At 66.8% G+C, this 14,941-nt stretch carries 14 protein-coding genes; 8 read left to right on the forward strand and 6 right to left on the reverse strand.

Annotation, left to right across the window (positions count from 1 at the left end; all coding sequences use genetic code 11):
• Nucleotides 1–69 precede the first annotated feature (69 nt).
• The 5 genes from VQ065_RS17725 to VQ065_RS17745 all read right to left on the reverse strand — a co-directional run bounded on the left by VQ065_RS17725 (nt 70) and on the right by VQ065_RS17745 (nt 4,456).
• Nucleotides 70–834: a thioesterase II family protein gene (locus tag VQ065_RS17725; RefSeq protein ID WP_003089632.1), complete on the reverse strand. Its 765-nt coding sequence runs from the start codon at nt 832–834 to the stop codon at nt 70–72.
• Nucleotides 835–1,053, reverse strand: a complete 219-nt coding sequence (locus tag VQ065_RS17730; protein ID WP_003089636.1) for an MbtH family protein — start codon at nt 1,051–1,053, stop codon at nt 835–837.
• Between the two features lie 77 nt (nt 1,054–1,130).
• Nucleotides 1,131–2,540, reverse strand: coding sequence for an aspartate aminotransferase family protein (locus VQ065_RS17735; RefSeq protein WP_003089638.1), 1,410 nt, complete (start codon nt 2,538–2,540; stop codon nt 1,131–1,133).
• Nucleotides 2,541–2,718: 178 nt separating this feature from the next.
• A complete protein-coding gene (locus tag VQ065_RS17740) occupies nt 2,719–4,038 on the reverse strand; it encodes a PQQ-dependent sugar dehydrogenase (RefSeq protein ID WP_003089641.1) in 1,320 nt (439 codons plus the stop codon).
• Nucleotides 4,031–4,456: a hypothetical protein gene (locus VQ065_RS17745; RefSeq protein ID WP_003089642.1), complete on the reverse strand. Its 426-nt coding sequence runs from the start codon at nt 4,454–4,456 to the stop codon at nt 4,031–4,033. Before VQ065_RS17745 ends, VQ065_RS17740 begins: the two co-directional genes overlap by 8 nt.
• A gap of 359 nt (nt 4,457–4,815) precedes the next feature.
• Between VQ065_RS17745 and treA the strand changes: the two genes are divergently transcribed.
• On the forward strand, nt 4,816–6,453 hold the full coding sequence (gene treA / locus VQ065_RS17750) for an alpha,alpha-trehalase TreA (RefSeq protein WP_003089644.1): 1,638 nt from the start codon (nt 4,816–4,818) through the stop codon (nt 6,451–6,453).
• Nucleotides 6,454–6,456: 3 nt separating this feature from the next.
• Here treA and VQ065_RS17755 read toward each other — a convergent pair whose 3' ends face one another.
• Nucleotides 6,457–7,395: a LysR substrate-binding domain-containing protein gene (locus VQ065_RS17755; RefSeq protein WP_003105956.1), complete on the reverse strand. Its 939-nt coding sequence runs from the start codon at nt 7,393–7,395 to the stop codon at nt 6,457–6,459.
• Between the two features lie 100 nt (nt 7,396–7,495).
• Between VQ065_RS17755 and VQ065_RS17760 the strand changes: the two genes are divergently transcribed.
• The 7 genes from VQ065_RS17760 to VQ065_RS17790 all read left to right on the forward strand — a co-directional run bounded on the left by VQ065_RS17760 (nt 7,496) and on the right by VQ065_RS17790 (nt 14,939).
• Complete coding sequence (locus VQ065_RS17760) at nt 7,496–8,356, forward strand: pirin family protein (protein ID WP_003089646.1); 861 nt, start codon at nt 7,496–7,498, stop codon at nt 8,354–8,356.
• A 97-nt stretch (nt 8,357–8,453) separates the two neighbouring features.
• Entirely contained in the window at nt 8,454–9,134 is a 681-nt protein-coding gene (locus VQ065_RS17765) for a hydrolase (RefSeq protein ID WP_003089647.1), read from the forward strand.
• Nucleotides 9,135–9,214: 80 nt separating this feature from the next.
• Nucleotides 9,215–10,633, forward strand: a complete 1,419-nt coding sequence (locus VQ065_RS17770) for an OprD family porin (RefSeq protein WP_003089648.1) — start codon at nt 9,215–9,217, stop codon at nt 10,631–10,633.
• Nucleotides 10,634–10,666: 33 nt separating this feature from the next.
• The gene (locus VQ065_RS17775; RefSeq protein ID WP_003089649.1) at nt 10,667–11,587 is read left to right on the forward strand and encodes a SphA family protein; all 921 of its coding nucleotides are present in this window, start codon (nt 10,667–10,669) and stop codon (nt 11,585–11,587) included.
• A gap of 590 nt (nt 11,588–12,177) precedes the next feature.
• The gene (locus tag VQ065_RS17780) at nt 12,178–12,492 is read left to right on the forward strand and encodes a hypothetical protein (protein ID WP_003113065.1); all 315 of its coding nucleotides are present in this window, start codon (nt 12,178–12,180) and stop codon (nt 12,490–12,492) included.
• 581 nt (nt 12,493–13,073) lie between these two features.
• Nucleotides 13,074–13,586 (forward strand): BRO-N domain-containing protein, encoded by a 513-nt coding sequence (locus tag VQ065_RS17785; RefSeq protein WP_003089651.1) that lies wholly within the window; start codon nt 13,074–13,076, stop codon nt 13,584–13,586.
• Nucleotides 13,587–14,141: 555 nt separating this feature from the next.
• Nucleotides 14,142–14,939, forward strand: coding sequence for a hypothetical protein (locus VQ065_RS17790; RefSeq protein ID WP_003102987.1), 798 nt, complete (start codon nt 14,142–14,144; stop codon nt 14,937–14,939).
• Nucleotides 14,940–14,941 lie beyond the last annotated feature (2 nt).

Below are 14,941 nucleotides of genomic sequence, written 5' to 3' on the forward strand. Positions count from 1 at the left end.
GCGCTGCTCACCGGCCTTTTTTTCGTCGACATCGGACCCGCCGCAGGGCCTATGGCGCCCTCGCGGGCATCAGCAGATCGCCGCCGACTCCACCACCAACGCCGCGGCGCCCTGCCCCGCGCGCCAGGCCTCGACCTGGCGCTCGACGACCGCCAGCACCTCGGCCTCGCGCTGATGGATGAAGAAGTGCCCGCCGTCGAACAGCTCCAGTCCGAAACCGCTGCGGGTTTCCTCGGCCCAGGCCAGCAACTGTTCCTCGCTGGCCTTGTCCTCCCTGCCGCCAAGCGTTCGGATCGGACAGGCCAGCGGCGGGCGCCGCTGGTGACGATAGCTGCCGCAGAGCAGGAAATCGGCGCGCAGGATCGGCAGGGTCAGGCTCATCAGCTCGCGGTTGCCCAGCACCTCTTCCGGCGTACCTTGCAGGTCGCGCAGGTCGGCGATCAGCTCGGCGTCGCTCTTCGGTTCGGCGAAACCGCGGTCATACTCGGCGCGTCGCGAGGGCGCCGCGGTGCCGCAGGCGAAGAACCCCAGCGGCGTCGGGCAACCCAGTTCGCGCAAGGCATACAGCACCTCGCAGGCGAGCAAGGCGCCGAGGCTGTGGCCGAGCATCGCGTAGGGGCCCTGGCGGACCTCGTCGTGCAGCTCGCGCGCCAGTTGCTGCGCCAGGCTCGCCAGGTCGGTCTGCAACGGCTCGGCCATCCGCGCCCCGCGCCCCGGCAACTCCACCGGACGCACCGCCAGCCAGGCCGGCAGCTTGCGCCGCCAGCGGCTGTAGGTCATGGCGCTGGCGCCGGAATACGGCAGGCAGAACAGCCGTACGGGCGTACCGCCCACTCAGCCGGCCGCCTTGTCCATGTGCTGGCGCAGGCTCAGCGGGCGCATGTCGGTCCAGACTTCCTCGATGTAGGCCAGGCAGTCCTTCTTCAGGCCGCTCTTGCCGGCCGCCCGCCAGCCCTGGGGAATCTCCTTGTATTCCGGCCAGATGGAATACTGCTCCTCATGGTTGACCACTACCTGGAACTGGATGTCGTCACGGTCGAACACTGAAGTCATTGCTTGCTCCTGATGGGATCGAACGGCCGCGCGCAGCACGGCCCTTGCGTTGGATAACGAAAAGCCCGGCGGGAAAATTAGCCGGCCAGCGCCGCGCCGAGGGCGCGGGCGAAACGCCGGGCCACCTCGTCGATCTGTTCGGCGCCGATGATCAGCGGCGGCAGGAAGCGCACCACGCTGCCGTGGCGGCCGCCCAGTTCGAGGATCAGGCCGCGCCTCAGGCACTCGCGCTGGACCCGCGAGGCTAGGGCGCCGTCGGTCGGCGGATGACCGAGGGCATCCGCCTCGCCCTGCGGGTCGACGATCTCGACCCCGAGCATCAGCCCCCGACCACGGATATCGCCCAGTTGCGGATAGTCGCGCTGGAGGATGCGCAGGTGCTCGGCCAGGCGCTCGCCCATGGCCGCCGCGTGGGCCGCCAGGTCGTGTTCCTTCAGGTAGCGCATCACCGCCGAACCGGCGGCCATGGCCATCTGGTTGCCGCGGAAGGTGCCGGCGTGGGCACCGGGCTGCCACTTGTCCAGCCATTCGCGGTAGACCACCACCGCCAGCGGCAGGCTGCCGCCGATGGCCTTGGACAGCACCACCACGTCGGGGACGATGCCTGCGTGCTCGAAGGCGAACATCCTGCCGGTACGGGCGAAGCCGCTCTGGATCTCGTCGACGATCAGCGCCACCCCGGCCTGCTCGGTGATCCGCCGCAAGCCGCGCAGCCAGTCGAGATCGGCCGGAACCACGCCGCCCTCGCCCTGGACCACCTCGACGATCACCGCCGCCGGCAACTGCACGCCGCCTTCCGGATCGTTCAGCAGGTTCTCCAGGTAGTGCAGGTTCGCCTTGACCCCCGCCTCGCCGCCGAGACCGAACGGGCAACGGTAATCGTAGGGATACGGCAGGAACTGCACGCCCGTGCTGAGCACCGCGCCCAGCGGCTTCTTCGGTCCGAGATTGCCCATCAGCCCCAGCGCGCCCTGGCTCATGCCGTGGTAGCCGCCCTGGAACGACAGGATGGTGCTGCGCCCGGTGGCGGTGCGTACCAGTTTCAGCGCGGCTTCCACCGCGTCGGTGCCGGTCGGGCCGCAGAACTGGATCTTCGCCTCGGCGGCCAGCGCCGGCGGCAGCAGGCCGAACAGGTCCTGGACGAACTGGTCCTTCACCGGGGTGGTCAGGTCGAGGGTGTGCAGCGGCAGCTCGTCGGCCAGAACCTGGCGGATCGCCTCGATCACCACTGGATGGTTGTGCCCCAGCGCCAGGGTGCCGGCGCCGGCCAGGCAATCGATGAAGGTACGCCCCTCGACGTCCTCCACCAGCAGCCCCCTGGCCTTCTTCAGCGCCAGCGGAATCCGCCGCGGATAGCTGCGCGCGTTGGACTCCTGGCGGCTTTGCCGTTCCAGCAAGGGCGACTGGGAGAATTCGTAGAGCGTTTCGCCCTCCGCCGGGGTGGCGCGGAGCGGCTGGTCTTCGATGACGCTGGTGGCGACGTGCATGTCTTCAACCCTCAAGGCGTGGTGGTGTTCCACTGGCAACCGGCGATCCGGCCGCCAGGGGCGGCATTCGCGGATCGGATGCACAGGAGACGCAGGAGGGACGCACGGATTTACTGCGCCGGACCGCAGCACCGTGCCCGGACCGCCAGCTCCGGCCCGGACACCGTCGAGCGGGCCGCTAGTCGGTGCCCGCAGCGCTCACCCGCCAGATCGCGTTGCCGACGTCGTCGGCGATCAGCAACGCCCCGTCGGCCGCCTGCGCCAACCCCACCGGCGCGCCGAACAATTGCTTCTCGTCCGCGGAGACGAACCCGGTCACCACCGGCTGCGGCGCACCGGCGGGCTTGCCGTCGGCGAACGGCACATGGACCACCTGGAAGCCGCTGACCGGTGAGCGGTTCCAACTGCCGTGCTCGCTGACGAAGGCGCCGTTGCGATAGCGCTCGGGCAACTCGTCGCCGGTGTAGAAGAACAGGCCCAGCGCAGCCACGTGGGAACCCAGCGCGTAGTCGGGGACGATGGCCTTCGCCACCAGGTCGGGACGCTGCGGCTTCACCCGCGAATCCAGGTGCTGGCCGAAGTAGCTGTAGGGCCAGCCGTAGAAGCCGCCCTCCCGTACCGAGGTCAGGTAGTCCGGGACCAGGTCGTTGCCGATCTCGTCGCGCTCGTTGACGATGGTCCACAGCTTGCCGGAGACCGGTTCCCACTGCAGGCCGGTCGGGTTGCGCAGGCCGGAGGCGTAGATGCGGCTGCCGCGGCTGGCGACGTCCACCTCGAGAATCGCCGCGCGACGGTATTCGATCGCCGCGCCGTTCTCGGTGATGTTGCTGTTCGAACCGACGCCCACGTAGAGCTTGCGCCCGTCGGGACTGGCGAGCAGCGCCTTGGTCCAGTGGTGGTTGATGGTGTCCGGCAGGTCGGTGAACTCCATCCCCGGGTCGGCGACCCGGGTTTCACCCGGCACGTAGCGGTAGCGCATGATATTCCCGGTATTGGCGACATACAGGTAATCCCCCACCCGCTGCACGCCGAACGGCGAGTCCAGCCCTTCCAGGAACACGTACTTCTGCCACTGGCCTCCGGCGCCGGCTCGGCGCAGCAGGGTGATGCGGTTGCCGCCCTTGCCGGCCTTGCCGGACTGGCCCTTGACCATCCCCGCGATGAGTTGCTTCGGCGTGGTCACCGGCGCGGTGCCGGGCGAGTTGGCCTCCACCACCAGCACATCGCCGTTGGGCAAGACCAGCAACTGGCGAGGGTGTTGCAGGCCATCGGCGATCTTCTCGATCTTCAGGCCCTGGGCCACCGTCGGCTTGGCCTCTCCCGACCAGCCCACGCCTTCCGGTACCTTCATCGGCGGCAGAAGGAAGTGCTTCGGTTCCGGAAGCGCCGGATTGGCGCCGGTCTGCTGCTGCGGATCGTTCTGCGACCCCTGGTTGCAGCCGGCCAGGACCAGGCCGAGGGCAAGCGCGACGGGACGCAGCGAGTGGAGGCTAGCCATGCGCCACCTCCTCCGCGGATACCGCCAGGAGCGCCTCTCCCAGTGCCAGCAGCAGCACCGTCGCGATCGACAGCCATAGCCCGGCCGGCATCACCGCATAGGCGTCGCGGCTGTGCACGAAGGCATTGAAGATGGCCAGGACGATGCCGGCGAACTTCAGCAAGGAGGAAACCCTGGCCGCCGCGACGACCGCCGCGCGCCGCAGCAGCCATACGCGGCACAGGTCGACGATGCAGGGCAGGATGGCGAACAGCAGGCCGAGACTGATCAGCCAGGCCGCGCTCTTGCCCCACATCACCTCCGCCGTGGCGAAATAGATGGCATCGAAGACCAGGGCGGCGACGAAGAAACCGAAGGGAACCGGGTTGAGGACGTTGTAGAAGGCGTCCAGGGGTCTGAAGCGTAGTGCAGTGGCCATTGCGAAACACTCCTCTCGGGAAACGCAGGCTTCCCGACGTGAAGGGACGGGCAGGAGATACGCGCCGCCGAGGCCCTGCACAAAACGCAGGCGGCGGGGAGCGACACGGCGAAACGGCAACTGGGGGCGCTCGCGCCCCTTCTGCGACGGACCTGCGCGAAACGCTGGAGTTCATCCGCAAGGACCTGTCGGAAGCGATAGGTACGCTGGCGATCCTTCCGATGGAACTTCGTGCGCCGCGACTCACCGAAACAGGGGTAGCGCCCTTCCCGGCCCTCCCGCCGGGTTGCCGCGCCGCCCCAGGCACACCCCGCCGGCGACCGATCCGCGCCCGGCGTTTGCCGAAGAGGAGACAGCCGATGCCTGATCGAACCGCTCTGCCCCGCGCCATGCTCGCAGCCTGGGTCCTGCTCCTGCTGGCGGCCTGCAGCCAGGGCCCGGCGCCTACCCCGCCCGCGTCCTGGGGTTGGCAGGACGCCAGCGGCGAACGCGCGATCGCCCCCGACGAAGCCTATCCCGAGCTGTTCCAGGCGGTGCAGGAAAGCCGGCTGTTCAGCGACCAGAAGCACTTCGTCGATGCGCTCCCGCTGCGCGAGCCTGCACGGATCCGCGCCGACTACCTGCGCGAGAGGGAGCGGCCCGGCTTCGACCTGCGCGCCTTCGTCGGCCGCAACTTCGAGGAGTCCGGCAGCGTCGAGACCGCCCCGCCGGAAGCGGGCGCCGATCTCGCCAGCCACATCAGCGACCTGTGGCCGGCGTTGACCCGCCACTACGAGCAGGTGCCGGCCCACAGCAGCCTGCTGCCGCTGCCGAAACCCTACGTGGTCCCCGGCGGACGCTTCCGCGAGGTGTACTACTGGGACTCCTACTTCACCATGCTCGGCCTTGCGGAGAGCGGGCAGCACCAGCGGGTGCGCGACATGCTCGACAACTTCGCCTACCTGATCGATACCTACGGGCACATTCCCAACGGTAACCGCAGCTACTACCTGAGCCGTTCGCAGCCGCCGTTCTTCGCCTACATGGTGGACCTCCAGGCAAGACGCGAAGGCGACGCCGCCTACCGGCGCTACCTGCCGCAGCTACAGAAGGAATACGCCTACTGGATGGAAGGCTCCGCCGGGCTGCGCCCCAACGAGGCGCGCCTGCACGTGGTGAAACTGGCCGACGGAAGCCTGCTGAACCGCTACTGGGACAACCGTGACACACCGCGCCAGGAGTCCTTCCTGGAGGACCGGGCGACCGCCGCGCGCGCCCCGCAGCGCCCCGCGGGCGAGGTCTATCGCGACCTGCGGGCCGGCGCGGAAAGCGGCTGGGACTTCTCCTCCCGCTGGCTGGACGACGACCGCGAGCTGGCCAGCATCCGCACCACCGCCATCGTCCCGGTGGACCTCAACGCCCTGCTCTACCATCTCGAACGAACCATCGCCAAGGCCTGCGCCAGCAGCGCGCTGAAGGCCTGCGAGCAAGGCTACGGCGCCCGCGCGGAGAAGCGACGACAGGCCATCGAAGATCACCTCTGGCACCCGGCGGGCTACTACGCCGACTACGACTGGCAACGCCGGCGGCCCATCGAGCGGATCAACGCCGCCAGCCTCTTCCCGCTATTCACCGGGCTGGCCTCCGCCGAACGCGCCGGTCGTACCGCCGACAGCGTCGCCGCCCAACTGCTGCGCCCGGGCGGACTGGCCACCACCACCCGTGCCAGCGGCCAGCAATGGGACGAGCCGAACGGCTGGGCACCCTTGCAGTGGGTCGCCGTACAGGGCCTGCGCGCCTACGGCCGGGACGCCCTGGCGGAAGACATCGGCCGGCGATTCCTCGCCCAGGTGCAGCAGGTCTACGACCGCGAAGGAAAACTGGTGGAGAAATACGACATCAGCGGCAACCAGGGCGGCGGCGGCGGTGGCGAGTACCCGCTGCAGGACGGCTTCGGCTGGTCCAACGGCGTGACCCTGCAACTGCTCCGACTCTACGGCCCGGGCGCCGGTCGCTGAGCCTCAGCCCGGCGCCGGGTACTGGCGCTGCGCGGCGTCGGCGAAGCCTGCGGCGAGAAAGTCGATCAGCGCGCGGACCGAAGGCAACAGCCCGCGCCGCGAAGGGAACATTGCCACCACCATGCCTTCCACCGGCGTCCACTCCGGCAGCACCCGCACCAGCCGGCGCTCGGCCAGGTCGCGACTGACCACGCAGAGCGGCAGGCCGCCGATCCCGACGCCCTCCAGCACCGCCTGGCGCAAGGTGCCGAGGTCGTCGCTGAGCAGTTGCGGGCGCAGGTTGAGGGCCGCGCTGCTGCCATCCGCGCCGACCAGCCGCAGGCTGCCGTCCAGGCGCGAACGCTCCCAGCCGACGTAGGGCATCGCCGACAGGTCGGCCGGCAGCTCCGGCGGGCGGTAGCGGGCCAGCAGCTCCGGGCTGGCCACCAGCACCTGCGGACTGCGTGCCAGCACCTTCATCACCAGGTCGCTGTCCTCCAGCGGCGGGAAACGCAGCGACAGCGAGATGTCGTAGCCTTCGGCGATCACGTCGACCCGGCGATTGAAGGTCTTCACGTACAGCTCGACGTTCGGATACTGCGCCATGAAGCGCGCCAGCATCGGCGCCAGTTCGAAGTGCAGCAGCGGCGTCGAGCAGGTCAGGCGGACCATTCCGCACGGCTCCGAGCGGTTCTGTTCGATGACGTCCTCGGCAGCCTCCGCTTCCACCGTCATCGCCACGCAATGACGGTAGTAGGCCTGGCCGATCTCGGTCACCTGGAATTGCCGCGTCGAGCGCTGCACCAGGCGTACGCCCAGGCGCGCCTCGAGCTGCGCGACCTTGCGGCTGATGGTCGACTTGGGAATCCCCAGCACCCGCCCGGCGGGGGCGAAGCCACCGTGCTCGACCACCTTGGCATAGATGAAAAGCGCGTTCAGATCGAACACCAGCTCACCACTCATCGTTCCACCTGCGAGACTCTGAGACTTGATTTGCGGACTACCGGTTCCCACTCCCGGGAACTAGCGTATCGCTCCATCGACTCAATCGAGGAGCACCGACGTGAAAAAGGTCCTGGGAATCTACGGCAACGCCAACCGCCACTGGGTGGGCGACGGATTCCCCGTTCGTTCGCTCTTTTCCTACAACACACTGGGCCAGCATATCAGCCCGTTCCTCTTGCTGGACTACGCCGGGCCTGCTGATTTCCCCCCCGCACAGCAGCGCCGCGGCGTAGGCCAGCATCCTCATCGCGGCTTCGAGACGGTGACCATCGTCTACCAGGGCGAGGTCGAGCACCACGACTCCACCGGCGCCGGCGGACGCATCGGGCCGGGGGATGTGCAGTGGATGACGGCGGCCTCCGGGATCCTCCACGAGGAGTACCACTCGGAACGCTTCCGTAGCACAGGTGGAACGCTGGAAATGGTCCAGCTATGGGTCAACCTGCCCTCCAGCGACAAGATGAACCCGCCGCGCTACCAGACCCTGCTGGATGCCGACATTCCCCGCGTCGGCCTGCCCGACAGGGCCGGCGAACTGCGGGTGATCGCCGGACGCTACGGCCGCCACCAGGGGCCGGCGCTGACCCACTCGCCGCTGGCGGTCTGGGACGTGCAGCTGAAGGCCGGCAAGCACCTCGCCCTCGACCTGCCCAAGGGACATACCTGCGCCGTGGTGGTCCTGCGCGGCACCCTCGCGGTCGGCGACGAGATCGTTCGCGAAGCCCAGGTCGCCCTGCTCGACCGCGACGACCCGCGGCTGGAACTGGAAGCCAACAACGACGTGCAGTTGCTGGTGCTCAGCGGCGAGCCGCTGGACGAGCCGATCATCGGCTATGGCCCCTTCGTGATGAGCAGCCGCGAGGAAATCGACCAGGCCATCGAGGACTTCGAGAACGGGCGCTTCATCCGCGCCCACTGAAGTCCGCCCCCCTACGACATGGCCCGCGCAGGAAGCGCGGGCCCGGCCGGGCTTTGCCCGAAATTCACGGACGACCACCCTGCAAGAGGAAATGGAAATGAGCGCTCCCGCCAACTTCAACGGCCAGACCCCGAAGATCGATCCGGCCAACGCCGCCATGTTGCTGATCGACCACCAGAGCGGCCTGTTCCAGACGGTCAAGGACATGCCGATGACCGAACTGCGCGCCAACGCCACCACCCTGGCCAAGGTCGCCACCCTGGCGAAGATCCCGGTGATCACCACCGCCTCGGTACCGCAGGGCCCCAACGGCCCTCTGATCCCGGAGATCCACGAGGCCGCGCCGCACGCCCAGTACGTCGCGCGCAAGGGTGAGATCAATGCCTGGGACAACCCGGAATTCGTCGCCGCGGTGAAGGCCACCGGCAAGAAGCAACTGATCATCGCCGGCACCATCACCAGTGTGTGCATGGCCTTCCCCAGCATCGCCGCGGTACACGACGGCTATCAGGTGTTCGCGGTGATCGACGCCTCCGGCACCTACTCCAAGATGGCCCAGGAAATCACCCTGGCACGGGTGGTCCAGGCCGGCGTGGTGCCGATGGACACCGCCGCGGTCTGCTCGGAAATCCAGCGCACCTGGAACCGCGACGACGCTGTGCAGTTCGCCGAGGCCTACAGCGCGGTCTTCCCGCACTACCAACTGCTGATCGAGAGCTACGCCAAGGCCCAGGCCGTGGTCACCAACCACGAGCAACTGGACTCGCAGCGCAAGTGATCCATGGGAAGGAAGGGGCGGCATGCCCCTTCCTTCCCGAGCGGGTGCTTGGTGGACAGCAACGACTACGGACCGGACCCATGCCTGATTCCTCCACGAAGCGCGGGGCTACGCTCTGCGTTGCCCTTGCCATAGGTCCGGGCTCGCTCCTGGCCGACGACTCCCTGGGCCATCGCGACAACATCAGCACCGGCCTGAACCAACGGCAGAAAGCCGAAATGAAGGTGCCGCCGGGCTTCGTCGAAGGCTCGACGCTGAACGGTTTCCTCCGCAACTACTATTTCGCCCGCGACAACCACGACACCCCGTCCCGCCGCGACCAGCGCGAATGGGCCCAGGGCCTGATGCTGTCGTTCCGCTCCGGCTATACCGACACGCCGATAGGGGTCGGCCTGGATGCGCACGCTTTCTACGGCCTGCGCCTGGACGGCGGTGGCGGCAGCGGCGGCGCCGGCGTGTTGCCGCTGGACTCCGCCGGTCGCCCCGCCGACAGCTTCTCCGCCGCCGGCGCGGCCCTCAAGCTGCGCGGCCTGGACAGCCTGCTGAAGATCGGCGACCAGTTGCTGGAGAACCCGGTGATCGCCAGCGGCGTCAGTCGCATGGTGCCGCAGAGCTACCGTGGCGTGACCCTGAAGAACTACCATTTCCGCGCGTTCGAACTGGACGCCGGCTTCGTCGAAGCCACCCGCCTACGCAACCAGAGCGGCCACAGTCATCTCACCAGCGGCTACGGCAACGGCACCAAGGGCGGTATCGCCGCCGATCGCGAAAGCCCGCACATCGCCTGGCTGGGCGCCAGCTACAGCGCCCCCGGCGGCAGCCAGGCAACGCTCTACAGCGGCCGCCTGGAGGATATCTGGAACCAGCACTACCTCGGCCTCAGCCAGCCGTGGCGGCTTTCCAGCCAATTGACCCTGACGCCCTGGCTGCATTACTACAAGACCCGCGACCAGGGCCGCAGCCAGCTCGGCCGGATCGACAACGACCTCTACAACGCCGGGCTGACCCTGGCCGGCGGCGGCCAGTCGCTGAGCCTCAGCCTGCAAAAGGTCGATGGCGACACCCCGTTCGACTTCATCGCGCAGAACGACCGGACCTTCCTCTACGAAAGCAACGCCATGCAGTACGCCGACTTCAACGGCCCCGGCGAGCGCTCGTGGAAGATCCAGTACCAGGCCAGCCTGGCCTTCCTCGCCGCCCCGGACTGGCAGTTCGGCGCCGCCTACGGCCGTGGCCAGGCCGACCTGACCCGGGTCGACCCGGACAGCGCGGGCTACGGCTACCTCTACAACCCCAATGGCAAGAACGCCCAGCACTGGGAACGCGACCTGTCGCTGCGCTACGCCTTCCCCGCCGGCCCGGCCAAGGGCCTCAGCGTGACCCTGCGCTGGGCCACCCACCGCCCCGGCGAAGGCTACACCGCCCCCGGCAACACCCGCGGCAACTCCAGCTCCGACGAATACCGGGTGGTGGTCGACTACCCGATCAGGTTGCTCTGAACCCACGGAACCAGAAAAAAGAGAAACTCCCTCATGCGTGCAGCCCTGCTACCCACCTTCGGCGCCCTCTCCGCCGCACTCTGCCTGGAGGCCCGCGCCGACGCCGTCGCGCTGCCGCCGCTGGCGCTCGGCAACGCCAGCTTCATGGACGGCGTCAGCCGTCCCGGCATGCTCTTCGAACTGCCCCTGCAATACGTTCGGGCAAACAACGCCAGCGACGCCGGCGGGCATTCGGTTCCCGGTCGGCAACGGGTTCGTGGCACCACGCTGTTGCCGCACTTCGCCTACCTCAGCCAGAACACCCTGCTCGGCGCCCACTACGGCGCCGAAGTGCTGCTGCCGCTGGTACGCCTGGACCTCGATATCGACGGCGGCCCGGACGGCCGGCGCACCCGCCAGGGCGACCTGATCGTCAGTCCGCTGATGCTGCAATGGGGCCCCGCTACACTGTTCGGCCGCCCCTACTGGCAGCGCCTGAACTTCGTCTTCTCCCTGCCCACCGGCGACTACGACAAGGACGCCGCGATCAACACCGGCAGCAACACCTGGATCTTCAACCCGCACTACGCCTTCACCTGGGAACTGGGCGAGCGCCTGGAACTCAGCGGCCGCCTGCACTACGCCTGGATCAGCCGCAACGACGACCCCTCGCCGCGCCTGGGCGCAAACGACGTACAGCCGGGACAGGCGCTGCACGCGAACTTCTCGATCTCCTACGCGCTGGACCCGCACTGGCGGATCGGCCTGGCCGGCTACCAGTTGAAACAGATCAGCGCCGACCGCATCGACGACCACCGGCAGGCCGACTCGCGCGAGCAGGTCTTCGGCATAGGCCCGGGGGTGATGTACAGCCAGGGCAGGCAAACGCTGTTCGCCAACCTCTACGCCGAAAGCGGCGCGCGCAACCGCAGCGAAGGCAACCAACTGACCCTGCGCTACCTGCTGGCGTTCTGAATCGGCGGATAACGCCCTGGAAACGCCGACACCTCCCCAACTCCGTAGGGCGAATAACCGCTCGCGGTTATCCGCCGCTTATCCGCGACATCGGCGGATAACGCCCATGGCGTTATTCGCCCTACGCACCCCGGAAACGCCGGACAACGTCCCAACTCCGTAGGGCGAATAACCGCTCGCGGTTATCCGCCGCTTATCCGCGATATCGGCGGATAACGCCCATGGCGTTATTCGCCCTACGCACCCCGGAAACGCCGGACAACGTCCCAACTCCGTAGGGCGAATAACCGCTCGCGGTTATCCGCCGCTTATCCGGGGTATCGGCGGATACCGCCTGTGGCGGTATTCGCCCTACAGGCCCTGGAAACGCCGGACAGCTCCCCCGGACATTTCCGCAGGCTCTCTCAGAAGCCCGGGAATTGGATAAAAACCCAGTAGGAGGATGATGGAGGGGCCGGCAAATCCATCCCGCAGGGACAGGACCGAACGGCACTGCCCTCTATTTTCTGAGGGCAAAAAAGACGCGGGCCGCAGGTGCGGGAACACCTACGACCCGCTAACCACAAACCAGCTTATAAAGGAGCTGACCCATGGCTAAGCCGAATGATACGTCCAACCCCGAGGTAACAGAATCGTCCCCCCGCTTCGTCCCGCTGCTCCCCACCTCCCAGGCCGACATGTGTCCGCGTAGCGCCACCCTGTACGTGGACACCCATGCACTCCCCACGCACTTGTTCGACAACGCGAAAGTGCGCTTGAGGTCGGCGATCAACATCCTGGCCATGACCCGTTTGCTCGATGAGAAAGAAGAGCCCGGCGGCACCCTGGCCTACATCAACGGTGCGTTGCTGTCGCTGCTCAGCGATGCCTTGTCCGAAATCGAGGCGGGCCACCCGAGCCTGTAGCGCCGCTTCCCGGCGCGACGCCCCCGGCCTGGCCGGGGGCTTTGCGGCATCGCCCATCACAGGACCTTTCGCGCCCGAACGGCACGGTTGATCGCCGTCCCGGTCCTCGCGAAACGGCCGCCAATTGCCCGAAGCTTCCGACCCTTTTTTCGGACGATTTCTTACGCCCTTATAAATCAGCAAGTTACGAGACCTCGAAAAAAGAGGGTTTCTGGCAGGGAAAAACCCGCCGCTCCTGTTTTCCACCAAATGGCTATAGGTTTTCCGGGCCAGCCCAGTGCCACGCAGATAACCAGGAAATGCTCAGGGAACGGGTTCGGCTGCGAGCAGTTCACCGCCATATAGACAGTGGACAAGAGCCTACCCTCATAGGCCTAGCTGTTCAGCGGGCTTGTGCCATCGGAGACTTCGTACAAGGCTTAGCCATTGCCGTCCTACAGGCGCTGTCAGTAGGCTTTTTTCGCCGGCGACTTCGGTTCCCGGCAGGCCACAGCCTGCTGGCCCAACACCCACGAGCGGCCTGTCTCCCTGCCGCGCCGGCAGAAGCCAGGCAGCGGACAGCTCAGAGAAGGATTTCTCCTATGCACGGCCATACCCAGCTTGCCCCGCACTACTTCTTCCGACAGCAGCGATTGCTGCGCGCGCTGCTGATCGACGACCAGGCCTGGTTCGTCCTCGACGACTTCGCCCGGCTGATCGAACACAGCCAGCCCGAACAGATGCTCGCCCGCCTGGACGACGACCAGGCGCGCCGCGAGTCGTTGCGTTCCGAACGTGGCGAAGACCAGGCGCAGTGGCTGATCAGCGAGTCCGGCGCGTATGCCGCGCTGATCTACCAGCAGCGCGGCGATGGCGGCGAATTGCGCCGCTGGCTCAGTGGCGAGGTGGTGCCGGAGTTGCGCAGCGCCACCGACGACAGCGGCATGCCACGCTACGTCAAGTTGCGCTGGGAGCGCCAGGTGGTGCACATGCTCGACTGGCAGGGCAAGCTCTGGGTGAATTTCAGCGAGATGCCCGACCTCCTCGAACGCCAGGGCGAGCCCATGGTGCAACTGGGTTGGCGACGCTGGTTGCGCAAGTTGCGGCCGCTCTAGGCGAGCGGCCACTTGCTCGTCGCCGGGGCTCCACTCCTCCACCCGTTCGAGACGAAAGCCCGAACCCGATCAACAGGTTGAGCAGGCTGCCCAGCGTGCGGTGACGCTTGACCACGCCGCTGGCCAGCCAGTCGGTGGTACGCGGCCCTTCGTTCGAGTAGCGGTCCGGCAGGTGCGCCAGCCAGGCTGGCGGGACCACCTGTAGACAGGTTGCTCGATGGAGACGCCGGGCAGCGGTATGGCGTGCAGGTTGACCGGCAGGCGGCGAAGAAGTCGTCGCGATCGTGGATGTTCTGCGTCATCTGCCACCTCCCGGAAGGACAGCGAAAGAATAAGGGCCGGCGGCGAAGAGCGACCGCCAGCGCAGCGAGCCGAAGCAAGTTCCGAATATAAGTTAATACCCTGTCAGATCTGGCAGCTTAAGGCGTATGGCGGCGCCAGTTAACAATATGGAAATAGACTTTCCCTAGCCTCACCTCCACGCACAACAACAAGAAGTCATCGGCATGAAAAAAATTCGAAAATTAATATTGGATGATTCCTTCGGAGAAGATTATGACTGCCAGGATCTACCGGGAAGTCGTCAACCCGGGAAAACTCGACGAAACACAGAGGGGAAACCTCGCAAGCGAACTCTACGCGATTCACGCCAGGATCTTTCATGGCGTCCAGTATGAATCCTTCGCTCGCGAGGTCATCCACTCCACCGCCCGCCTCACCCGCATCGCCATCTACCGCAACCGCCAGCACGAGATCGTCGGCTACTGCGCCGTGCATTTCCACGACTCGGAAGTCTTCCAGTACAGCAAGGCCTGCGTGATCCGCGCCGAGTCGGGGATCCTCCCGGAGTACCGCGGGAGCAACCAGAGCATTCCCTTCCTTACCCGCCAGGTGCTGCGCTACAAGTTGCTCAACCCCGGCAAGCGCCTGCTGTTCCTCGACACGCTGATCCATCCCTCCAGCTACGCCCTGGTGACCAAGTACGTGGATGACGTCTGGCCCTGCCACTGCGACCTGGAAAGCCACCACGTGAAGTTCCTCGAACACCTGATCGCCCAGTTCAGCTTCAAGCGCAGCAGCAACGATCCGCTGGTGGTCGACACCGGCTGGACCACCACCGAGGCCGATCACGAACGGGCACGCTGGGCTACGCACAGCAATCCGAATGTGCGTTTCTTCCTCGATCGGAACCCGGAATATCACAAGGGCAACGGATTGATCACGGTATTCCCGATCACCTTGAAGAACATCTTTACGGCGACCCGGCGTTTCAAGCGCAGTTCTTCGGTCAAGCGTAAACAGCACCAGCGTTACAACGCAGCTTCGGCGAAAGTCGGGAATATCGCGTTGTAATG

Origin of the sequence: Pseudomonas sp. KBN10P06128, from assembly GCF_037574945.1 — a bacterium.
Lineage (GTDB): Bacteria > Pseudomonadota > Gammaproteobacteria > Pseudomonadales > Pseudomonadaceae > Pseudomonas > Pseudomonas aeruginosa.